This window comes from Arthrobacter sp. AB6, assembly GCF_031844545.1.
Lineage (GTDB): Bacteria > Actinomycetota > Actinomycetes > Actinomycetales > Micrococcaceae > Arthrobacter.
Genome location: NZ_JAUZVL010000011.1, coordinates 1 through 22,868, shown reverse-complemented (window position 1 = coordinate 22,868; position 22,868 = coordinate 1). Strand labels below are relative to the sequence as shown.

General features: G+C 59.1%; 19 protein-coding genes and 1 pseudogene. 8 read left to right on the top strand and 12 right to left on the bottom strand.

The genetic code is table 11. The features are described 5' to 3' along the window. Positions 1-158: 158 nt before the first annotated feature. The 8 genes from prfB to Q9R30_RS10550 form a co-directional block, all read right to left on the bottom strand. Positions 159-1,274: a peptide chain release factor 2 gene (gene prfB / locus Q9R30_RS10585; protein WP_104998419.1), complete on the bottom strand. Its 1,116-nt coding sequence runs from the start codon at positions 1,272-1,274 to the stop codon at positions 159-161. A gap of 88 nt (positions 1,275-1,362) precedes the next feature. Further along, positions 1,363-1,776 (bottom strand): pilus assembly protein TadG-related protein, encoded by a 414-nt coding sequence (locus Q9R30_RS10580; RefSeq protein WP_311217611.1) that lies wholly within the window; start codon positions 1,774-1,776, stop codon positions 1,363-1,365. Between the two features lie 77 nt (positions 1,777-1,853). Next, positions 1,854-2,246, bottom strand: a complete 393-nt coding sequence (locus tag Q9R30_RS10575; RefSeq protein WP_311217579.1) for a hypothetical protein — start codon at positions 2,244-2,246, stop codon at positions 1,854-1,856. A gap of 109 nt (positions 2,247-2,355) precedes the next feature. After that, positions 2,356-2,733 carry a TadE family protein gene (locus Q9R30_RS10570; RefSeq protein WP_267895232.1) on the bottom strand — a complete coding sequence of 126 codons (378 nt, stop codon included), beginning with the start codon at positions 2,731-2,733 and terminating at the stop codon, positions 2,356-2,358. A 51-nt stretch (positions 2,734-2,784) separates the two neighbouring features. Further along, positions 2,785-3,015 carry a hypothetical protein gene (locus tag Q9R30_RS10565; RefSeq protein WP_104998422.1) on the bottom strand — a complete coding sequence of 77 codons (231 nt, stop codon included), beginning with the start codon at positions 3,013-3,015 and terminating at the stop codon, positions 2,785-2,787. A gap of 59 nt (positions 3,016-3,074) precedes the next feature. Continuing rightward, complete coding sequence (locus tag Q9R30_RS10560) at positions 3,075-4,016, bottom strand: type II secretion system F family protein (protein ID WP_311217578.1); 942 nt, start codon at positions 4,014-4,016, stop codon at positions 3,075-3,077. Next, complete coding sequence (locus Q9R30_RS10555; RefSeq protein ID WP_311217577.1) at positions 4,013-4,870, bottom strand: type II secretion system F family protein; 858 nt, start codon at positions 4,868-4,870, stop codon at positions 4,013-4,015. Before Q9R30_RS10555 ends, Q9R30_RS10560 begins: the two co-directional genes overlap by 4 nt. Beyond that, positions 4,867-6,090 carry an ATPase, T2SS/T4P/T4SS family gene (locus Q9R30_RS10550; RefSeq protein ID WP_311217576.1) on the bottom strand — a complete coding sequence of 408 codons (1,224 nt, stop codon included), beginning with the start codon at positions 6,088-6,090 and terminating at the stop codon, positions 4,867-4,869. Before Q9R30_RS10550 ends, Q9R30_RS10555 begins: the two co-directional genes overlap by 4 nt. A gap of 667 nt (positions 6,091-6,757) precedes the next feature. On the opposite strand from Q9R30_RS10550, the gene Q9R30_RS10545 reads away from it, so the two are divergent. Further along, positions 6,758-8,956, top strand: coding sequence for a lysozyme (locus Q9R30_RS10545; RefSeq protein WP_311217575.1), 2,199 nt, complete (start codon positions 6,758-6,760; stop codon positions 8,954-8,956). Between the two features lie 64 nt (positions 8,957-9,020). On the opposite strand, the gene rfbA is transcribed toward Q9R30_RS10545, so the two are convergent. After that, complete coding sequence (rfbA, locus tag Q9R30_RS10540) at positions 9,021-9,893, bottom strand: glucose-1-phosphate thymidylyltransferase RfbA (RefSeq protein ID WP_311217574.1); 873 nt, start codon at positions 9,891-9,893, stop codon at positions 9,021-9,023. Between the two features lie 57 nt (positions 9,894-9,950). On the opposite strand from rfbA, the gene rfbB reads away from it, so the two are divergent. Next, complete coding sequence (gene rfbB / locus Q9R30_RS10535) at positions 9,951-10,949, top strand: dTDP-glucose 4,6-dehydratase (RefSeq protein ID WP_311217573.1); 999 nt, start codon at positions 9,951-9,953, stop codon at positions 10,947-10,949. Position 10,950: 1 nt separating this feature from the next. Continuing rightward, positions 10,951-12,366, top strand: a complete 1,416-nt coding sequence (locus tag Q9R30_RS10530; protein WP_311217572.1) for a bifunctional dTDP-4-dehydrorhamnose 3,5-epimerase family protein/NAD(P)-dependent oxidoreductase — start codon at positions 10,951-10,953, stop codon at positions 12,364-12,366. 48 nt (positions 12,367-12,414) lie between these two features. Here the strand turns inward: Q9R30_RS10530 and Q9R30_RS10525 are convergent, their stop codons facing one another. Both Q9R30_RS10525 and Q9R30_RS10520 read right to left on the bottom strand, forming a co-directional pair. Continuing rightward, positions 12,415-14,433 carry a hypothetical protein gene (locus tag Q9R30_RS10525; RefSeq protein WP_311217571.1) on the bottom strand — a complete coding sequence of 673 codons (2,019 nt, stop codon included), beginning with the start codon at positions 14,431-14,433 and terminating at the stop codon, positions 12,415-12,417. 319 nt (positions 14,434-14,752) lie between these two features. Then, a complete protein-coding gene (locus Q9R30_RS10520) occupies positions 14,753-16,438 on the bottom strand; it encodes a hypothetical protein (protein WP_311217570.1) in 1,686 nt (561 codons plus the stop codon). A gap of 355 nt (positions 16,439-16,793) precedes the next feature. Here Q9R30_RS10520 and Q9R30_RS10515 point away from each other — a divergent pair, with 355 nt between their 5' ends. The 4 genes from Q9R30_RS10515 (at position 16,794) to Q9R30_RS10500 (ending at position 20,223) form a co-directional block, all read left to right on the top strand. Next, the gene (locus Q9R30_RS10515) at positions 16,794-17,864 is read left to right on the top strand and encodes a glycosyltransferase (protein WP_311217569.1); all 1,071 of its coding nucleotides are present in this window, start codon (positions 16,794-16,796) and stop codon (positions 17,862-17,864) included. Then, on the top strand, positions 17,857-18,813 hold the full coding sequence (locus Q9R30_RS10510) for an NAD-dependent epimerase/dehydratase family protein (RefSeq protein ID WP_311217568.1): 957 nt from the start codon (positions 17,857-17,859) through the stop codon (positions 18,811-18,813). Before Q9R30_RS10515 ends, Q9R30_RS10510 begins: the two co-directional genes overlap by 8 nt. Positions 18,814-18,919: 106 nt before the next feature. Further along, entirely contained in the window at positions 18,920-19,366 is a 447-nt protein-coding gene (locus tag Q9R30_RS10505) for a GtrA family protein (protein ID WP_311217567.1), read from the top strand. Further along, on the top strand, positions 19,363-20,223 hold the full coding sequence (locus Q9R30_RS10500) for a glycosyltransferase family A protein (protein WP_311217566.1): 861 nt from the start codon (positions 19,363-19,365) through the stop codon (positions 20,221-20,223). Before Q9R30_RS10505 ends, Q9R30_RS10500 begins: the two co-directional genes overlap by 4 nt. A gap of 98 nt (positions 20,224-20,321) precedes the next feature. Here the strand turns inward: Q9R30_RS10500 and Q9R30_RS10495 are convergent, their stop codons facing one another. After that, positions 20,322-20,408: a hypothetical protein gene (locus Q9R30_RS10495; RefSeq protein WP_311217610.1), complete on the bottom strand. Its 87-nt coding sequence runs from the start codon at positions 20,406-20,408 to the stop codon at positions 20,322-20,324. Between Q9R30_RS10495 and Q9R30_RS10490 the strand changes: the two are divergent. Further along, positions 20,407-22,044: pseudogene (locus tag Q9R30_RS10490) on the top strand (IS1634 family transposase). The gene Q9R30_RS10495 and the pseudogene Q9R30_RS10490 sit on opposite strands and share 2 nt — an antisense overlap. The last annotated feature ends 824 nt before the right edge of the window (positions 22,045-22,868 follow it).

Sequence of the window (22,868 nt, the reverse complement as noted above, 5' to 3'; positions counted from 1 at the left end):
TGATTCTGATGCAGCCCAGTTCTGCAGCCGGTGCGCGGGTTTTCGTTTGGGGGAAGTAGGGCCCCGGCCCCTCGACTATACGCAGGAGTATCCGCGTATCACGCTGTTATTCGGGGGCGTGTCGGCTAATTGGGCCCCGGAGCCTGCGGCCGGAGGGCCTATTTTGCCGCGTTCCGGTTGTCGGTGCGCCAGCGGATCCCGGCGTCGATGAAGTCGTCGATCTCGCCGTCGAACACCGCAGAGGTGTTGCCCACCTCGTGCTCGGTCCGCAGGTCCTTGACCATCTGGTACGGATTCAGGACGTAGGACCGCATCTGGTCACCCCAGGACGCCTTGACGTCGCCGGCCAGCGCCTTCTTTTCGGCGTCTTCCTGTTCCTTCTTGAGGAGCAGGAGCCGGGACTGCAGGACGCGCATGGCGGCGGCGCGGTTCTGCAGCTGGGACTTTTCGTTCTGCATGGAAACCACGGTGCCGGTGGGGATGTGGGTGAGGCGGACGGCGGAGTCGGTGGTGTTGACCGACTGGCCACCCGGGCCGGATGAGCGGAACACGTCAACACGGATCTCGTTGTCCGGGATTTCGATGGAGTCTGTCTGCTCGATGAGCGGAATCACTTCGACGGCGGCGAAGGACGTCTGGCGCCGGCCCTGGTTGTCGAAGGGGCTGATGCGGACCAGCCGGTGGGTGCCCGCCTCGACGCTGAGCGTGCCGAAGGCGTAGGGGGCCTTGACTTCGAAGGTTGCCGACTTCAGACCGGCTTCCTCCGCGTAGGAGGTGTCCATGACCGTGGTGGGGTAGCCGTGGCGTTCAGCCCAACGGAGGTACATGCGCATCAGCATCTCGGCGAAGTCGGCAGCATCCACGCCGCCGGCACCCGCACGAATGGATACGACGGCCTCACGCTCGTCATACTCACCGGAAAGCAGGGTGACCACTTCGAGTTCCTTCAGGGCCTTCTTGATGGACTCCAGCTCAGTGGCGGCCTCCCCCATCGAAGCAGCGTCGTCCTCGTCCTGCCCCAGCTCCACCAGGACCTCAAGGTCGTCGATCCGTGACACCAGGTTGTTGAGGCGTTCCAGTTCCGACTGACGGTGTGAGAGCCGGGAAGTGATTTTCTGGGCCGCTGCGGGATCGTCCCAGAGGTCCGGTTCGCCCGCCCGCTCGCTCAATTCAGCGATGTCTTCCTTGAGCGCCTCTACGTCAGAGACCCGCTCAATGGACTCGTAGGTGGCGCGAAGAGCGCGGATTTCAGCGGAAAAATCAATATTGGCCATGGTTGTTTAAGCCTACGCTATCCGGGGCAGGGCGCCGGCGTGCATGAGTGGGCGGCCCGGCAGCGTACCTTCCTGCGCGTCCGGGCACTCAGCGCGTCAGCCTTGAGCGGGCCGATGACGTCGCCTCAATCCTGATGCCGTCGGGCACCAGGAAGTTCACCACCGGCGGATGGACTGCAGCGGTCAACACAACGACGGCGGTGGCACCGTCGGGACTGCCTGTTGCCCCGGCGACTGCGAGGCCGTGGAAACGTTGGGAGGCGGGGCTCCTTGCGAGGAAGTCGGCTGCGACGCTCCGGACCCGGGCGGGATTGAGCGTGGCCGACGGGCTGCCGCCCTGCGTTTCCACCTCACCCAGGGTGTAGCTGTCCGCAGCAGCCAGGGAGGCGCCGTCGGCCAGGGACAGCAGCCGCTTGTGCTCCAGGTAAACGGAGGAAATGCCAATCACCACCGTGGCCACCAGCAGCGCCAAGGTTATATAGCCGAGGATCATCACCATCATTTGGCCGCCTTCGCCTCCTGCGGTCCTGGTGGTTACCGTCCTGGCGGTCACATTCTTGACGGTCACCGTCCTGGCGGTCACCGGAACCGGCCCACCAGTTGCGTCGCGGACGCTTCCACCTCGCTCGCGGCCAGGCGGAAACCTTCGTTGAAGGGCACGAACGGCAGGGGCACGGCCAAGGTTACTGTAACGGTGACCGCGGTGCCTGCGGCCTGGCAGTCTGCGGGATTGCAGGATGTGGCAACGCTGGCCTCCTCAGGCCGGTGGCCAAAGTCGGAAAGTGCGACGGCGACAGCCTGTTCTGCTGCGGCCTGTGCTGTTGCCCCGTCAGGCTGGGCCACATAGACCTTCGCGGCCTGGTCGGCAGCGCCCACCACGGCAAAGGAGCCGCCCTGGATCTGCCCCACGGTGATGACGAAGTAGACCAGCGGCACCATCAGCAGGAGGGCGAGGAACGTGAATTCGACCACCGCACTCCCCTGTTCGTGCTGGCGGGCAGGTTCCTGTGATGCACCACTTTCCCGCGGTATCCGGCAAAGTGCCGCGGCCAGCCTGGCACTGAACGGGAACCAGAGGGATTTATGGCTGGACCGCCGCATGCCCCTTCACCTCCAGCATCTCCCGGGGACCAATAAGACCGATCACGGGCATGGGAGCCCGTACCGTCACTTCGAGGGTGCGAAACCCCTGGATGGTCGCTTCGCTCGTGCTGACGTGTTCGGCGAATCCGGGATTCAGCGCCGCGCCAATCAACCCGCGGGTCCGCTCCTCTGCGTCAGGGGCTCCCCGGTCCGCGAGGGTTCCGTAACGGGCCCCTGAGGCCGCAGCATCGATCAACGTATTGCGAACGTGAATGATCAAGGTCAGCTGGATAATCGCCAGGAAGAACATGGTGAGGAGTCCTCCCACCAGGACAAAATCCACCACTGCCGAGCCCTGCTCCGGCGCCCCGGGCAGCCCGCACTTGTTGCTGGCCTGGCCGGCGCGACGGGAAGACCGCGTCACCGTTTAGCTTCCGACCGTATCCATCGCCTGGTTGAACATCGCTTCGAGTGCCGGTCCGGCAAGTGCCAGGAGCGCGGCCACCAGGACTGCTGACATCAAGGTGATCATGACCCACCCCGGGACGTCTCCCCTCTCGTGGTTGTCAACGGGGCGTCCTCCTGGGCGAAGGCCGGCGCCCAGCAGGGTGCCTAAGGCCAGGAGCATGGATGCCCAGCGGTTACCCATGGTTTTCATTTCTCGTCCTCTTCCTGATTCGATTCTTTGAGCTTGTTGCATTCCGGTCCCTTGCCTTCCTAAAAACCCAGGTTGATGGCTGCAAGCCCGGGAAAAACGGCAAAGACCACGGTCAGGGGCAGCACGCCGAAAACAAGCGGCACCATCATCGCGATCTCCTTTTTGCCGGCAGCTTCCATGAGGTCCCGCTTGGCTGTATCCCGCACGTCCTGGGCCTGGGCACGAAGCACATCCGCGAGCGGTGTGCCTCGCTCAACTGCCACGATGACGCCGTCAACGAACCTGACCAGTGGCGCCAGATCCGTCCTGCCGGAAAATTCCTGCAGTGCCGTCACCAACGGCTTGCCGGCCCGGGTTTCGGCAAGAATGTTGGAGAACTCCTTGGACAGTTCCCCCTTCGCACTGCGGCAGACCCTCTCGAGCGCTCCGGTTGCGCTCTCCCCTGCGCTGACGGCGAGCGCCATCAGTTCGGCGAGACTCGGGAACTCCGCCATCATTCGTGCTTCCCGCCGACGGACCTGGGCGCCCAGCCAATAGTCACGGAGCATGAAGCCGCCCACGGCGCTGCCCAGGATTGCCACAGCCGCGAACAAGGGGCTGAACCTCCCTGCTGCTGCTCCTATGAGGATGATGCCAAGGGAGGCCACGAAGCCGGCAACAGCCCACAGGAGCTGCTCCGCACGGAAGTCGATGGAAGACTTGTTGATTCCTGCCTGTGCCAAGCGTCGCGCGGTGGCTCCCGGTGAGGGGTTCAGCCTTCCCAGCGCGGCCATGCCGTCACGGAAGACCGGGCGGAGTATCCTTTCGAGCGGCCCGAAGGGCGTCAGGTTCTGCTCTGCGGAGTTCAGGAGCCGTGATTCGAGGTTCTGGGACTTCAGCTGCGGCTCGATGCGTTCCGTCAGGGTGGTGGCACGCATGAGCGGGGATCTAAAGACGACGAGCCATAGGCCGATGCCCAGTACAGCCCCACATACAACTGCCGCTGGCGAAATTTCGATCATCTCAACACCCGCTCATCCTGCGGCAGGGCGCCGATCCTTAGCATGATGGAATAGCAGACCAGCGAAACCACGAGTCCTCCGAGCAGGACTGCCGCGCCTATAGCCGTGTTGTACGCCTGTACTGCTTCCGGCCGTGTTGCCAGGAGGATCATGACGATCCACGGGGCGGCGACAGCAAGGCGCGCAGCATTGACGGTCCAGGACTGCCTCGCCTCCAATTCGCTGCGGGTGCGGGCGCTTTCACGAAGGAATTCAGCCAGCGTACCGAGCAGCTTCCCCAGATCGGAGCCGCCGACCTCCCGGGTGAGGCGCAGGGCCTCGACAATGCGATCAGCGACAGGGTCCGCGAGCCGGTGCTTGAGCTTGTTGAGCGACGCATCGAACTGGCCTCCCGCGCGATAGTCGGCGCCGAATTCCCGAAAGACGTGCCGCAGCTCTTCGGGGCCCTTGTCTCCCAGCTGAATCAGAGCCTCTGGCAGTGGCAGACCGGCGCGTATCGCGGAGCGGAGGTGATCGACGACGTCGGGCCACAGCTGGCGCAAGAGTGCGCTTCTCTTTTTCGCCCTCCAGCGCAGGACGCTGACGGGGAGCCATGCTGCGAACAGCGCGAAGCAGCCGGCAATGGGCCAGGAACGGCTGACGGCGTAGAACACCAAGGCCGTGAAGAGCCCCAGGCCCATGCACGTACCAAACAACCCACCTGGAGATACTTTGTCCACGCCTGCAGAGGCGAGAAGATCGGCCAGGCGGCTGGCCTTCCGCACCCGCGGACCTTGTTCCGGAGACTCCCAGCAGGACCACCAGATGAGAAAGAGACCCGTCCCTGCCGTTACCCCCAGCAATGCTGACGTCATCGCGGATCCAGCAACGCCGCGACGTCGTAGCCTGCCCGGTTGAACTTTTCAACGGCAGGCATCGAGTTGGCCCTGGCCTGCAGGGCGCCGTCCACCATGGAGAACACCGGGGAGGATTCGATGATGCCGTTTTCCACCCGGCGGCCCAAGGACAGGATCTCGGTGACCTCCCTCCGCCCGTTGGCGTGCCGGCTGCAGTGCACCACCAGGTCGATGCAGGATGCGACTGTGGGGACAACGAAGGCGCTTGAGATATTATCACCCGCGAGCAGGGGCAGGGTGCAGATCTTGGTGACTGCGTCGTGTGCTGAATTTGCATGGACGGTGCACATGCCCGGAAGGCCACTGTTCAAGGCAATGAGCATATCCAGGCTCTCCGCCTCACGGACCTCGCCCACCACCAGCCGGTCGGGCCGCATGCGAAGTGCTTCCTTCACCAACCGGCGAAGCGGAATCTCACCTTTGCCCTCAAGGTTCGGCTGCCTGCATTGGAGGCCGACGACGTCGCGCAGGGGAAACTGCAGCTCGAAGATCTCTTCAACGGTGATCACGCGTTCCCGGCTGCCGATGCTCGCTGCCAGGCAGTTCAGCATCGTGGTCTTGCCGGCTTGGGTAGCGCCCGAGACCAGGATGTTGAGGCCGCTTGATACTGCCGCGCCAAGAAAACGGGCTGACTGCGGCGTCAGTGTGCCAAGCTCAACGAGATGCTCAAGGCGGCTGGCCTTCACCACGAACTTCCTGATGTTGACTGCCCAGTGCTTGCGGGTCACATCCGGAATGACAACGTGGAGCCTGGAGCCATCGGGAAGTGCTGCATCCACAAACGGCGACGACATGTCCAGGCGGCGGCCTGAGCTCTTGAGCATCCTCTCAACCAGGTCCCGAACCTGCTGCTCGGTGAGGCTCAGGGAGGTAAGTTCCGATTCGCCGTTGCGGGCCACAAAGATTTCATTGGGCGCGTTGAGCCAAATCTCCTCAATTGAGGGATCGTCGAGCAGTGGTTGAAGCACGCCGAAGCCCGCAACGGCATCGAAGAGGAACCTGCGCGCTGCGTCCAGCGGACCTATGGGAGGAAGGGGTCCCATGAGCGCTCGTTCGTCGTAGTCCGTGACCGCTGCTTCAACAAGCCGGCGCACCTCACCAGCCTGGTGCAGCGGATCCAGCCCTCGACGACGGATCAGCTCGCGGACCTCGTCCTCGACAATTCCCAGAGCGTCCATATGTTCCCCCATACAACTGCCGCCCCCGGCGGAGGCAGTGCAACTGGGATAAAGACTAGGCACCGTACAACACGCTGCCAAGTCATAAGGATTGTCTGTGGATAAGCGCAAGATAGCCACAGGATCCACACATGCACCATCAGCACCACTGTTTCCACCAGCAACACGGTGCTATGGTGAGCGCGTTAAGTGTCAAAATCCCTGTCCGTCCGGTTCCTGGGGAACCGGCCGGAACAGCAACCCAGATGAGGGCTCGTGGGAGCGCCTCATTGTCTCCGGAGCCAATATGAAACGGAACCTGCCTCAGTCCCGTCGCCCCGTCAGGAAGTCCCTTGGGATAATTTTCCTGGCCGCTTCCCTGGTGGCCGGCCCAGGCCTGGCGAGTATTGCCTCCGCCGTTGAGCCTGCTCCGACGCCGACAAGTGATCCGTCGCAACCTGTGTCACCTTCTCCGTCGGTCTCGACGCCGACCCCTTCTCCGGAAGAATCAGCACCCGCGGCCACCCCCTCCGCTCCGCCAACTGCAGAGGCTACGCAGACAATGGCCGAAGCGGTCGGCGTCGGCGGAGCTGAGATGGGACAGCGGTCCGCCCGCGTCACAGCCTCGGCTCCCTCGGACTCCTTCAGGCGGCTGAGCACGGAGCCGCTGTCCACCCAAGGCACCTGGATGCCCACTTTTGGCATCCAGGGACTGGACGTGAGCGGCCACCAACCGAGCGTGGACTGGCAGCAGCAATGGAATATGGGCGCTCGTTTTGCCTACGTAAAGGCCACTGAAGGCAACTACTACACGAACCCGTCCTACGGCTCCCAGTACCAAGGGTCCCGCAACGTTGGAATGATCCGGGGGGCCTACCACTTTGCAATTCCGAACTGGTCTTCGGGAGTAGACCAAGCACGTTACTTCGTTCAAAATGGCGGGGGCTGGTCGCCCGACGGCTATACAATGCCACCTGTACTCGACTTTGAGTTCAACCCATATGAAGGCCGGACTATCAATGGGTTCTACTTTGGGAACACCTGCTACGGCATGTCGCCGTCACAACTTCAGTCCTGGGTCCGGGATTTCGGGAATACTGTCCGTTCGATGACCGGAAGGTTTCCTGTCATCTACACCAACACTGGATGGTGGAATCAGTGCCTAGGCAACCCCTCGGGGTTTGGTGACTACCCCCTGTGGATCGCTGCTTACCCGAACTCCCCCACTAACAACGCTGGTCCGGTCCCGACAGGCAGCTGGGGCACTTACAGTATGTGGCAGTACAGCAGCACGGGACCGTTCGCCGGAGACTCGAATGTCTGGAATGGCGATTACCAGTCTTTGCAGCGCTTCGCAAACAACAGGGACGGCGTCGGATCGACTCTGGTTAAGGGAACGAGCAGCAGCACGATATACCTCGTCAGCGGGACGAATAAGTACGCGATTCCCGATTGGACGACGTACCTGCTTTATTCAGCCGTCAGCCCCATTTATGATGTGAGCCAGACGTATCTGGACAGTTTGGCCAACGGCAATTCTGTTGGTCGTTTCGCACGCAACGCTGACGGCGCAATCTATTTCCTGGACTCTGGGAAGAAACACCACGTTCCCAGCTGCGGCATCATGAGTGATTTCGGTGGTGGTAATTGCTCGGGCTGGGTCCCACTAGCTGCAAACCAAATGGACCTATTTCCGATTGGCGATAGCCTTGCAAATGCGACTGTTTCGCCGGCCGGAAGGCTTTTCTACGTCAGTGCAGGGACCAAAAGAGAGTTTTTCGACCTTCAAAGCCTAGCCTCCGCGGGCCTTCCGACTGCGACCGCCGGCCTGACCGATGCGGCAGTTGGCGCCTATGCCCTGTCCACGGCGGCTCCAATCCTGCGGCCTGACGTCATTGTGGTGGACAGGATCAGCCGTCAACCCTACATTTTCACCGCAGGACGACTTGTCGCCGTTCCCGAATCCATAAATAGGGACAATAGGTGGGCGAACGCTCTCGCCGTTGCGGCTCTGGAGCCTCGGTCCATAGACAGAATGGAACAAGGGCAGGCTTTCACCGGCTTTGCGACGAACGAAACAGCCAGCGTCGGATATGTCGTAGGATCGCACGAAAAGTTCCCTATGAATGATTCGTCACAGTGGCCCGGAACAGTAACGTTTTCGACCAAGTTGCTGAGCACGATTGCGACAGGACCGAGTATAGGTAATCCTGCTTTCGCCAAAACGCCGTCATCTCCTGTGGTTTTCAGGATTGATAAGAAGGCGCTCAGGGAGGTTCCTGATCTCTCAACCCTTACTCAACTGGGCTTGGGCAGCGTTCCGTACATATATTCCTTGGCGCCCCTGACACTGGACTCAATGAACAAAAGCCCTGCGCTTCTCCCACTAGGCAAATTGGTGGTGGGGGAAACGAGCCCAGTGGTGTTCCTAGTTGACGGTGCCGACAGGCTGCTTCAGCTTGAGGATTTCCGAATCGCAAGCAGCCTAGGTATCTCCGGGTACACGCGCGTACCCCAGTCATCGTTGTCTCCGTACACGTCCTCAGGGACAGTGGAGCCTGTGGTTCGCTGCGGCTCAGTGACCTACCTCGGTTACGGCGGCTCCCTGTGGAAGCTTCCAGCCACCACAACAACTGCACACTTAATCTATCGGGCTCTTGAACCCTCCACATGCAGCGCACTGCCTGCTACAGTCGGGACACTAAACTCCACGGTTTTCGTGAAGGCTTTGGACTCCCCTACCGTTTACTTGATGGCTGACGGCAAGAAAAGGCCGGTCACCTCATGGACTCGTCTGGTGGAACTAAACGGCGGTGGGAGTTCGCCCGTAATCGCTGAGTACGGCCGAACCACACTTGATCCTGTCGCTACCGGAACTCCTGCCTGACAGACGACGGAAACTTATTAGGCGGGAGGTCGGACTTCTCCGATCTCCCGCCTTAACTTTCGTATTAGCGTCCTTCTTGGTCCAACAGGTCAAGCAAATACTTGCCGTATCCGCTCTTGACCAACGGCTCTGCACGTTCCAGCAACTCGGAGTCGCTTAGGAACCCCAGACGCCAAGAGATCTCCTCCGGGCAGCCGATCGATAAACCCTGCCGCTTCTGCACAGTGTGAATAAATTCGGAGGCTTCATTCAGGGAATCGAAGGTTCCAGTGTCTAGCCAGGCAGTACCCCGCGGCAAAATCTCTACTTGAAGCTTTCCGCGCTCCAAATAGACCCTATTTACGTCTGTGATTTCGAGCTCCCCACGAGGGGAAGGCTTGAGGTCCTTGGCGATCTGCACAACGTCATTGTCATAAAAATAGAGCCCAGGAACGGCGTAATGACTCTTGGGCTTTGTAGGCTTTTCCTCAAGAGAGATAGCCTTGCCTTCGCCATCGAATTCGACCACACCGTATGCCGAAGGGTCAGCAACCCAGTATCCGAATACAGCGCCTCCGTCGATATCTGCGTAGCGCCGCAGTTGCGTACCCATACCCCGCCCGTAGAAGATGTTGTCTCCCAGTACGAGTGCTACCGGGCCGTCCCCTATGTGTTCCGCACCTATGATGAATGCTTGCGCCAGTCCGTCCGGCGAGGGCTGCTGGGCGTATGTGATGTTCACCCCGAACTGTGAGCCGTCGCCGAGTAGCCGTTCGAACTGGTCCGCATCGTGGGGCGTGGTGATGATCAGGATGTCCCTGATCCCGGCCAGAATCAGCGTCGACAGCGGATAGTAGATCATCGGTTTGTCGTAGACCGGCACCAACTGCTTGCTGATGCCCAACGTAATAGGGTGGAGTCTGGAGCCGGTCCCACCGGCAAGGATTATTCCGCGCATGCTACCCATCTTTCCCTCTGGCTCGAAGTCCAGCCAAATCCGGTAATCTATGGAACTATGCAGCGACTTCTTGTAACCGGCGGCGCCGGGTTCATCGGCTCCAATTTCGTCCACTATGTTTTGTCCCACACTAACTACTCCGTCACGGTATTGGACAAGCTCACATATGCTGGCAACTTGGAGTCACTGCGCGGGTTACCAGAGGACCGGTTTGCCTTCGTTGAGGGCGATATTGCAGATCCAGCCGTCGTAGAACCACTGGTTGCTGATCATGACGTGGTCGTCCACTACGCTGCCGAGTCACACAACGACAACTCCCTGCACGATCCGCGCCCGTTCTTGGACACGAACATCATCGGCACCTATACACTCATTGAGGCTGCCCGGAAGCACAACAAGCGCTTCCACCACATCTCCACGGACGAGGTCTACGGCGACCTTGAACTCGATGACCCCGAGCGGTTCACGGAACAAACCCCATACAACCCTTCAAGCCCCTACTCGTCCACCAAAGCCGGCTCCGACCTGCTGGTTCGGGCCTGGGTCCGCTCTTTCGGCCTTCAGGCGACCATAAGCAATTGCTCCAACAATTACGGCCCCTACCAGCACGTTGAGAAATTCATCCCCCGCCAGATCACTAATGTAATTGATGGGGTCCGGCCCAAGCTCTACGGCAAGGGCGAAAACGTACGCGACTGGATCCACGCCAACGACCACTCTTCCGCAGTCCTAACCATCATCGCCAAGGGAAAGATCGGTGAGACATACCTGATCGGCGCCGACGGCGAGAAGAACAACAAGAACGTCGTCGAACTGATCCTCAAGCACATGGGACAGTCCCCGGATGCCTACGACCACGTGGTGGACCGACCGGGACACGATCTCCGATATGCCATCGACTCCACCAAGTTACGGGACGAACTGGGCTGGGAACCTCAGTTCTCGAACTTCGATGCCGGCATTGAAGACACAATCGCCTGGTACCGCGACAACGAAGACTGGTGGCGGCCGCAGAAGGCTGCAACCGAAGCCAAGTACAAGCTTCAGGGCCAGTAAGGTGGAGTTCCAGAAGAAGCTCGTAGGTGCGGAAACACCAATACCCGGCGTCATTATCTACGACCTTCCGGTTTATGGAGACAACCGTGGCTGGTTTAAGGAAAACTGGCAACGGGAAAAAATGATTGCCGCTGGTCTTCCCGACTTTGGTCCCGTCCAGAACAACATCTCGTTCAATGACAAGGCGGGCACTACTCGAGGAATTCATGCCGAACCTTGGGACAAATTTGTCTCCGTGGCTACAGGCCGGATTTTCGGGGCTTGGGTCGACTTGCGGGAAGGACCAACTTTTGGCCAAGTCTTTACTGCTGAACTAGACGCCAGCAAGGCAATTTTCATCCCGCGGGGTGTTGCCAATTCCTACCAGACGCTGGAAGACAACACCTCCTACACCTATCTCGTTAACGACCACTGGTCCGCAGAGGCCGAGTACACTTTCCTCAACTTGGCGGATCCAACCGCGGGCATTCAGTGGCCGATCCCCCTTTCGCAGGCCGAGGTTTCAGCTAAGGACTTGGGCCACCCGCACTTGGCGGATGTCAGGCCCATGCGTGCGCGGAAGACGCTGGTCCTAGGAGCCGACGGTCAGTTGGGTCGTGCCCTACGTAAAGCCTATGACGGAAACCCTAACGTTGAATTTGCTGGCCGCCAGGAATTTGACCTGCTTAATGTGGAAGCGTACTCGGCCCGACACTGGCGCAACTACAGCACAATAATCAACGCGGCCGCCTACACTGCAGTTGACGCAGCCGAAACGATGGCCGGACGCAAGGCTGCTTGGGCAGTCAATGCGACAGCCGTTGGACGACTTGCGTCTGTGGCAGCAGAACACCTCATAACATTGGTGCACGTCTCGTCCGACTACGTATTCGACGGTTCCCGCACCGAGCACGACGAAGACGAACCGTTTACACCGCTCGGTGTTTATGGACAAAGTAAGGCCGCTGGCGATTGCCTTGTCGCTACAGTTCCCCGCCACTACATCGTGCGCACAAGTTGGGTGATTGGTGACGGCAAAAACTTCGTGCGTACCATGGCTGACCTTGCAGGACGCGGAGTCCAACCAGCTGTGGTCGACGACCAAATCGGTCGACTAACCTTTGCAGAAGATATCGCAGAAGGTATCAAGCATCTAGTCAGCGCTCAAGCGCCCTTCGGTACCTATAACTTGAGCAATGATGGCGTCCCACAGTCATGGGCTGAGATTGCTGCGGATGTCTTCGAGCTGATCGGGGCCAAACGATCGGTAGTTACTGGCGTCACCACTGCCGAGTACTTCAGGGATAAAGAAGCTGCACTCAGGCCCCTGAACAGCGTCCTCAATCTCAACAAGATCAAAGCAACGGGCTTCCAACCCCGTAACGCGAAGGCCGCGTTGGAACAGTACCTAACCGTCAGCCAGGCATCCGTTTATTAATGGCATAGAGCAAGTCGGGGGCCGCATAGCGGCCCCCGACTTGCTCTATCATTCGCGGCCGCTATAGTCCAGCACAGACTCTGTTTCGGTCACCGACCGACGGACGGTTTTTTTGTATTGCTGCCGACCTACCAGATCTATGGTCGCCCAGAGGAGCATGCTTCCAACTCCCGTGAACCACAGAGCCACCCCGAGCCTCCATCCCGGCGGAACAAAGCTAATGGAGATTGTTTTTCCGACCGCTTCCTCGGGAACTTGAACAGTAAGTAGAAAGCCGTCAACGGACTCTACGAGCTTGCCATTATCAACTTCGTAGCCAGGCCATGGCAGCCGAGCCAACGCAGCACGACCTCCTCCGTTAGGAACGTCGTCAACGTGGAGCCTGACCTCCGTTGCGGACCTTCCTGTTTCGGTAATGCTCGTCCCCTGAGATGTCCAAATCAGGCCGCCCCGGGAGCGAATCGGTTCCGTCCGGCTCCACAAAGCAATTTCTCCGTCATCGCTGACCTCCTGCCAGCCGTAGGGGACGGACCTAATCGGCAATTCCTCTTCCCTTCCAACATAGTTGTTGGAGGCAGTGGGCTTCTGTTGTCCCTCGAAGGACTTCTTCAGAATTTGCACGTTGTCGATGCCGAGCTCATCGACTAGCAGCATGCCAGTATCTGGCCGAGGCTCAAATAGCCTATCCAGCAGTTCGGCACAGGTTCCGCCTAGATAACGTAAACATAGAGTCTTGTTGTACTCCGTGTAACCAACCAACTGGTAGCGATTCACGACTGACGCAGGACTCAGATACCACGTGTTAGCCATAAGGGTCCGGGACCAAGTGGACTCGCCCTGTGGGTAATCCAGTGGGTCCCCCACGACCAAAACTTCTCCCCGAACATCTGACAGGACACTCTTGGAAATTGCAGTATCCGATGGCATTGCAGAGTCAGAAAGCGGACTTGAACCTGTAGTCCTATGCTGCAACACCGTAGTAGCGAAAGTAACACCAACGCAAACAACCGCAATGAACGACGCTGCAGAAAGCTTGCTCACCAGAATCGAGTTACCGCGCAGCTTCCACCAGAGAACAGATAGTGCGCCGATCGCCAGCAACCCTGTCACGAAGACTGTTCTGTAGCGGTCCGGGTATTGAGCCCAGGCACCGTAGACGCCTAAGGCGATGGCGCCCGTGGCGCCTAGGAGAGACAGCTTAGACGGGCGCGCGGCGAGTGTATGCGACACCAAGATGACGCAGAGCAGCACGCAGGCAAGCGCTAGATAAGGCATGAATCGTGCTGGGTAACGAAGCGGGCCTAATGTTGAGGGCAGCAGTACAAACATCAGAGACAGCGCTGAAAAAAACAGGATGTCCCGTATATGTGGTGCGTAGGATCGAATTTTATGCCAACTGAGGAAAGCCACTATGGGCAAGAACCATGCGATGTAGAGCGCCGGGGCTGGCGCCGATAAGCCGTCCCACCACCAAGAGGGCATCATAGGATAGGCAGTTGCAATGGTCGAACCCAAAAGACCGCTCAGGTCCACCCCCATGTAATCGTCGTTTGCGATTGCTATGGTACTTCGAGTTGTAACCGAGGCGGTCAAGACGCCGGGAAGGTACACCACCACCGCGACTAGGATCAGCCCCAGGCCTATGGCTGCTACCCGCCAGGCTGGCAGCCACCACCGCCGAAATAATGTGTCGAACCCGACAGCTAGGAGGACAAAGCCGACGCCGACGGTCCCCGCTACATAGCCGATCGTAACAATGAGATATCCAGTGACAAAGGGCCATAGCGGGCTACATCTGCCGTCCCGCGTCGAGGTTAATAGCACCCAGAAGTAAGGCAGGAGTGCCCATGCTAGTTGACCCGTCACCCATGAGGGTGCATCGAAGAAAGTTGTAAAGCCGTTTAGCGGGATGGCGATACCCACAACCATACTTAGTCCCGGCGAAACCTGGTACGACTGGCTGAGCAAATAGCAGCCCACGCCGGCGATGACCAAGAAAGCGATCTTCACGCAGGTCGTCACCAGCACGGCATCGGGAGCGAAGTAAACCAATAGGCCGATGAGCATGATGAGGGGATTCCATGTCCCCCACTGCCCTTCCGCAACATAGTTTCCGCTCGACCATACTTGTGGATTTAGAAGCGGTGGCCCCCCTGACAACAGCGCTTCACCCAAGTGATACCAAATCCCGTAGGCACCATTTTCGGTATCGTCCCAAAAATAGAACCGAGGGGTCCAAATTAGCGGGATCAAGCTAAGCGTGAGAACGCCCAGTGCGGTTGCTAGGACCCAAAGTAGCGAGCGCGCTGGCGCGGCTTCACCTTCATGCATCAACTCTCTGACTCCAATAGTCCGGCGACAAAAGATTATTCCCGACGGAAGGGCGCTAGGCGGTCAGCTTCCAGAGGGTAACGGTAGCCACTTTACCGCCCAGACTATAGGGCACTTCGGCGACTCTCATTCCAACATCTTCTGTGTGCCATGCCGCCGAGCACGAGGAGTCGGTCAGCAGGTACCCCACTTCCCCGCTTTGGGCTTCCGACCGGGCAAAGGTACCGGCAGTACGCTGTTTCAACACCTCGCGTAGAGCCTTTTCATGTTCCGGCCACGCCAACCCCAAGTTGTAAAACGCGGTGGGTACCCCGGTCAGAAGTTTGACCCTGAATGGGCTTATGCACGGGTCGGCCAACAGCAATTCAGTACTTCGGATAGCAGCCGAATTATCCTCGACGCCCTTCCTTACTGCCGCACCGATGGCACGCGCCTGAGGATCGTTGAAGCTTTCGGTTCCACGATCCTGGACGTACGCAGAAAACTTAGCGAAATCGGCGAAGCCTAGTGCTACTGAAGTCGCCAACGTCAGGCAGGCGCTCCCCAGAACCACATGCTTCGTCACCATCCAGCCCCGCTTCGAAGCCGAACAGTTCACGTGCCGCCACCTTCGCGCACCGTCGTCACTTTGAACGCGGGAGCGCCATCCACTCCAGCTTCTTATACCCACCTGAAAAAGGATCGGAATCGTTGCTGCAGTGACTATGGTAAAACTGTCGATCCAAAACCGATACGGTTCCTGATTGGCGCCCCAATTGTCGTTACTGGCAACAAGAGCCCATGCTACGCCGGCCCCCAACGCGGATGCCTGCCACGCCTTGTTGCTCTGAGCAGTGCCTGCCCAAAAGATCAAGGCAAGCATGATCAGAGGTGCGAGAGCGGCGAGAACGCCCGGCCAAAGGGGCACCCCCAGTGCGGCTGAAGACGACTCGCGGTAGGTAAGAAACTCATCCTCACTGGCCAATCCAGCCAAAGTTCCTATGATTGTGGGCGAGGCAGCCAGCGCCGCGGCAGCTGCAGCCCCGATCATCCGCACCTTGTGTTTCAGGAGGACGAGCGAGAATCCGGGCGCGGCCGCGAGTAGGCCGGCCATGAGGGTCACGAGCGGTCCGCACACCGAGGCGATGATGGGGCCGCCAAAGATCACAACCACCAGACATATAAGACTGATTACGATGTGCTTCCTGCTGCCATAGCTCAATAGTCCATACATACTCGTGGCGTACACGAGCAGGTATATGGCTGTCAGAAAGGAATAGGTCTGCACATTGGCTAGAGTCCCAATTAGAGCCGATGCAGCGACTATCGCAGCCCAGTTCATCCGCTCAGTGGAGACGTTGCCCTGGCCGGTTGGAAACGTCACACCGATGATCAGGCACGTACTTGTCACCGCCAGCGAAAGGGCCGCGGACTCCCCGTTCAAGGTGAAAAACACGCCGAATGCCCCCCAAAGGACGGCGTGATTGTCCAAGGACTGATACCAATTCCCGCTGGTAATTACGGCGAGCGTTCCTATGAGGCTTGGCACGAACCCAAATACTCCGAGGAGCGGTTGGCCCGTCAGTCTTATGAGCAACCAACTGATGGCGATGACCATAAGCATCTGAACGACCACTCCAGTGACCTGCCACGTAGCAACTATGTCGGTTCCCAGGAGGCGTGAAAGGAGACCAAGAAGCACGTAGTATAGGCGCGGATAATGATTGATCCCCGTCTCCGTGAAAGGCTCAACGGCTTCCAAGTTGCCGTTCCTGACGTTTACAGCGATCGCCAGATACGAATACTGATCGTAGGAAAAATAGTCCCGAAAATTCCTCCAACTGAAGCCACTCGTCAAAGTCAGAGGGCGTACTTGCAGCAACCAGTACATACCCAGCGCCACAGCCGTAGCAGCCATTCCGGCCAAGCGCCTACCGGTTTTCCCCCGATGAACGGCAGTCGTGTTTTGTATCATTTCCTTGCGTACCCCGTGATCGTTGTCTGCTGCAGACTTCCCTCATCGCTACTGAGAACCATACTGCCGCTGCGCATCGAGGGATCTTAGCCCAGCCTATGAGGTCACCACCCCTAGTTACGAAGCGGTAAACTCTATACACATGACCAACGCAGTGACAGGCCTAGCAGCCAGCACCCATCGTATCTCTGTCGTCATACCCGTCTACCAAGGCGAAAGGACGCTGCCCGAGGTCGTCGCGGAACTTACTAATTTGTCTGGGCTCCAGCGTTCTCCAGTTGGGCATCAGTTTGTCATTGCAGAAGTTCTCCTCGTGTTCGATCACGGCCCCGATGGGTCGGCCCAGGTAATAAGGGACCTCGCCGAACGTTATGAAATCGTCCGAGGGGTTTGGCTGAGCCGCAACTTCGGGCAACACCCGGCGACGCTCGCAGGAATGGCCTCGGCTGGTGGTGACTGGGTGGTCACTATGGACGAAGACGGTCAGCACAACCCCTCAGCTATCGGCAACATGCTCGATACGGCGATGGACCGACAATCGACGTTGGTATACGCCCTCCCAAGCAACAAGCCTCCGCACGGGTTCCTGAGAAATGCGGCTTCCAAGGGGGCAAAAAAGGTCGTAGCGACTCTGCTATCCAGCAACGAAGCCCCTAATTACCAGAGCTTTAGACTCGTTACCGGCGAAGTCGCGCGCTCGGTTGCAGCTTACGCCGGGAATGCTGTCTACCTCGACGTGGCATTGGGATGGATCGCGTCCAACGTTGCAACCTGCCCAGTTGCGCTGCGCGAGGAAGGTGACCGTGCGTCCGGTTACCGGCTGCGAACCCTCCTGTCTCACTTCTGGCGAATGGTCATCTCCAGCGGCACGCGCGGGCTCCGCCTCGTTAGCCTTATTGGCGCGATATTCGCTTTTCTTGGCGTTTGTCTGGCCGTTTACCTACTAATCGCCTACGTCACGGGACATGGAGCAGGTCAGCAAGGGTGGACGTCCACGATGATCGTCATCCTAATCAGCACAGGAGCGATCCTCTTTTCGCTCGGAATCATCGCTGAGTACGTCGGTGTGAACGTCAACATGGCTATGGGCAAGCCAGCCTATCTAATTGTGAGTGACCCAGCGGTCGGTCCCCTGGGTAAGGTCAGCCCTGATGCAACTCCCCTCATTCCCGGAACTTCTTCAACATCCCGGGGGAACCAGCTAGATGCCTGATCCTGTATGGGTAGTCGGGGCAGGGGGCCTACTAGGCAGAGGCATCGTCTCAGAACTGAGGATCAGAGGCCATCGTGTGATGACCTCCTCCATACCCTGGCACGACGCCGCCGCGGCCAAGGACGCCTTGGCCAAAGGCGCTAACGAGTTCAGAGTTATGTCTGAAGGAAATCGTTGGATCATTGTGTGGTGCGCAGGGGCCGGGGTGACCGGAACCTCCCAAGCCGAGCTTGACTCCGAACTCGATGTCCTCAAGTCCGCACTTTCCTCCATTGCAAGGGAGCTTTGTCAAGACAAGATGGGTTTGGGCCGCCTTTTTCTTGCATCCTCCGCTGGCGGCGTCTATGCCGGTGCGCCCAATCCCCCATATTCAGAGAAGAGCGAACCTCAGCCCTTGGCGCCGTATGGTCATGCCAAGCTGGCCGCTGAGCAGGCGGTTGCGGACTTCGCAACTAACTCCGGAACCAAAGTTCTAATAGGGCGAATTGCGAATCTTTACGGGCCTGGCCAGAACCTCGAGAAGCCGCAGGGATTAATATCGGTTTTTGCCAAGGCATTTCTGACGGGCCAGCCGGTCACCGTCTATGTCTCACTTGACACTCTTCGGGACTATATCTTCATTGATGACGCCGCAGCACTCCTGGCGGATTGCCTGGACCGCCTCGCGGCACCAGATATACGCCCAGGGCAATCGGTCATAAAGATAATCGCGACACAGAGAGCGGACACTATTGGCGCTCTGATCGGCGCGTGCAAGACGGTATTCAAACGCAGACCGAGAGTTGTGCTGGGGGCGTCTCCTTATGCAAAGGCACAGGCCCACGACCTTCGGCTTCGCTCGGTAGTTTGGCCGGAGCTCGATAATCGCCCCTTTACTCCCTTGCCCGTAGGTATCGATGCAACGGTTCGGGACATGCAAGTTATCAGAAGCCTGAAGGGCAGGCTATGAGTGACGAACGAGCTGTGCGGACTGGAAGAGAGAAGCCCTGATGGTGACAAGATCAACTGAGGATGAGCCGGTCCGCGGCATTCACACCGGGCCACCCGGACCTCTCATGCGAATCGTCAAGGATCAGCGTGTAGCGTTCCTGATCGTCGGCGGGGGCAATACCGCATTCAGCACAGGGCTATTTATTGTCCTCGCGCTAGCATTTGAGGAAACACCGTCTTTCATCCTCCTGTCCATATCATGGCTGGTTTCCCTCGTAGCCGTTTTCTTTGTTTATCGGAAGCTAGTTTTCAGAGTTAGCGGGCACTTCTGGCTTGATTTAGGCCGTTTCGCTCTCGTGAATCTCACCTCACTCGTCGTGAACGTAAGTCTACTTTCGTTATTTGCAGACATATTGCATTTTCCGCGTATACCCACACAGCTGACTATTACAGCACTGTCGGTTGTTATCAGCTATTTCGGCCATCGCTATTTTTCGTTTCGTCGCAAAAAACCCGCGGATGCGCCTAACTCCAAGACGATAAGTAACTCAAGAGAGGAAGAGACGGCTTGAACCCCAGAGTCTCAATAGTCATCCCTGCTTACAACAACGTCCAATACATTGCGGAAACCCTCGAATCGGTGCTCAATCAAACCTACGACGATTACGAGGTCGTTGTTGCCGACCATTCGTCAGTGGACGGTACCCAGGAAGTGATCGACACTTTCATGGGCCACCCCAAGTTGAGGATACTAAGTCCCACGCCTGCAGGTGGTGGTGCCAAGGCTAACTGGAATCGGGTCAGCTCCGAAGCGAGAGGCGAATATGTAAAGCTTGTATGCGGGGACGACATGATCGCACCGACGGCGGTCGCGGAGCAGGTTGCGGCATTCGAAAAGTACCCCACGGCTGTACTGGTTGCTAGCCAGCGCGATCTGGTCGACTCCAGTGGAGAAGTGTTCGTCAAGAATCGCGGACTGCAAGGCATCAAAGGATTAGTCAGTGGCCCACGTGCCGTGCGAGCGACTGTGGTTGCGGGCTCCAACATTTTTGGTGAGCCCGCCTGCGTCATGTATCGACGGGAATTGCTCGAGGCAGAAGGCGGATGGGACAACACGAACCCCTACCTTATCGATGAGGCAACGTATGCGCGGATCTGCTTTCATGGCGACGTCGTCGCGATGCGTCGCAGTCTAGCCACCTTCCGCATTAGTGCAAGTCAGTGGAGCGTTCGACTCGCAAAACAGCAGTCAGACCAGGCAATAGCCTTTCATGAGCAGATCGCTCGCGAACATCCTGGCGTTCTTAACAAGTTCGATCTGATGGTCGGAAACGCCAAAGCAGTCGGAATGTCGTACGCACGCAGGCTAGCCTACATCCGGTTGCGGAAACGTATGGGCCACGAGCATGCGGTGGAGAGCACGGTTTAATGCTGCAAAGCTCTGCTTGCCTTCTGCCGACTGTTCTGACCACCCTGCGCTTTATGGCTCTTCACGGTTCGTGGGGAAATGGACCCCTGGAATGAGCGTCATGCCGCCGTCCGGACGGCACTTCTCAAGAGGATAACCGATTTGTAATTGGCCGCGTTGCGGTACCCGTGGGCAGTTCGCTTGATGTTCTTGATCGCCGTGTTGTTTGCTTCGACCTTGCCGACCGGGGTGCAGATCGCAGAGTATGTGAGGGGTCGGCAGCGCATCGTTGAGCACGTCGGCTCGGCGCATACGGAGGCCGAGCTCGGTGTGCTGCTGGCGCGTGCCCGCGAGCTGCTGGAGAACCCGGCGCAGGGCGTCCTGGAACTCGGTGTTGAGCCCACGCCTCCGGTGCTGGGCTTGGTCGCTCCGGCCAGCGATCCGGGCCTGTTCGACCTCGCCGGCACTGTAGCAGCACCAGCTGGGCGCACCGGCCCTGCCCGCGTGGTCGGCACGGATTTACGCGTCCTGTTCGATGCACTGGCCAGCGTCTTCACAGCCCTGGGGTTCGACGGCCTCGAGGATGAGGTCTTCCGTGATCTGGTGATCGCCCGGGTCGTCGAACCGACCTCCCTGCTGGATTCCGGCAGAGTCCTGCGGGACCTCGGCCAGAACCCTGCCAGCTACGCCACCATGAAACGCACCCTCACCCGCGCCGCTGCGGGCAAATACCGCGACCGGGTTGCGACCTGGTGCTTCGAGCACGCCAGCACCGGCGGGGACGTCCCTGGTGCTGTATGACGTCACCACGCTGTATTTCGAGGCGGAAAAGGAAGACGAGCTGCGCAAGGTCAGCTACTCCAAGGAACGCCGCGTCGATCCTCAGATCGTGGTCGGCCTGCTCGTTGACCTCGGCGGGTTCCCGCTGGAAATCGGCTGCTTTGAAGGCAACAAAGCCGAATCGGCAACAATCATCCCGATCATCAAGCAGTTCCAGGCCCGCCACGGCCTGGCCGACATGGTCGTCGTCGCCGACGCCGGCATGCTCTCGGCAGGGAACCTGCGCGAGCTGGACGAGGCGAACCTGCGGTTCATCGTCGGCTCCCGGATGACCAAGGCGCCGAACGACCTGGCCACGCACTTCCGCTGGCACGGCGACGCGTTCACCGACGGACAGCTGATCGACACCATCACCCCCCAGAACCGGCCACAAGAACGAGAACAACCCCGACCTACGCGCCGAACCCGTCTGGAATCCTGCCACACACCTGGGCTCCTGGCGGGCCGTGTGGGCCTACTCCCGCAAGAGAGCCGTCCACGACAACAAGACGCTCACAGCCCAGGAGAACCGGGCCCGCGAAGTCATCGAGGGCCAAAAAGCGGCCAGAACCCCACGCTTCGTCAGGACCTCCGGCGGGGCGCGCAGCCTCGACGAGGCCTCAATAGCGCGTGCCCGGCAACTGGCCGGCCTGAAAGGCTACGTAACAAACATCCTGGACAAACATCATGACCGCAGGGGAAGTTATCGGCTCCTACCACGACCTGTGGCATGTCGAGCAGTCCTTCAGGATGAGCAAAACAGATCTCCGCGCCAGGCCCATGTTCCACCGCATCCCCGACGCTATCGAGGCACACCTGACCATCGTGTTCACGGCCCTGGCGGTCTTTCGGACGGTCCAGAACAGTACAGGCCTCGCGGTGCGTAACGTCATCCGACAACTCCGGCCCTTACGCTCAGCGACCATCACCATCAACGGCACCACCCAGACATTCGCCCCCGACATCTCCGCCGAGCAGCAAGCCATTCTCGACGCCATCCGCAGCCCAAAACTCGCGCACTAACGAAATGAGCCAAGTCAGGGCTCATGGAGCAAATGATCCTATGTCATAGCTGTCAGAAGGGTCCGCGGCTCTGGGGCTTTAAGTGCGTCAAAGCATTCAGACTAGGAGCAGGATCATGCGCCTGACCGAGCCTATCCCGGCGGCACCTTTGGTTTCCTCTGGGATCTTCAATCTGCCAGTCAGTCGCGTCATCTCCCCGTCTGATCTTGCCGCGGCGATCTCTGAATCAGCGAATAATCCGAGGAGACCGATCCCCCAGCTGCTATCGCGGCGGCGTTGTGCGCCACAGTGGAAAGAACGCCGCTAGCAGGGGATCGAGGCGACACCCGTCGTCAACGCCGTGGAAGTCCTCCGGTCCGAGTACGCCTGACGCTACGAGGAACCAGTCTGCCAGCGGCTGTCGTTCCTTACTGGCCGGTGGACGAACAGCCTCGAGGGCCTCGGGGATGGCTCCTCGCCAAGCGCCTGGTTCGGCGGCCAGTGCCCAGATCGTAAGGGTCGACCCTCGTGCACATTCCCGACAACACTACGAATGTGGTTCCCGTGCACAATCGTCCAGCAGGGTCAGAGGCAAGCTGGTTGGCAGATAGCGAGAGTTGGTGCTGGTGTTCCGGGTTGTTGGTGCTGCGGCTGTGGGTGAGGCGGTTCACTGGGCGCCGCCTCGTCCCAGGTGAGGAGGCAGCATGGCCGATTTCAAGGCCATCATGGCCCTGGCCGTTACCGTTCCCAGCTATGACGGCTCTCCGTGGTTCGTGGTGAAACGGGTTCCGTGTGTTGAAAGCTGAAGGGCTCGTAGCCCTGCTGTGATGGATGTTCTCTACGCA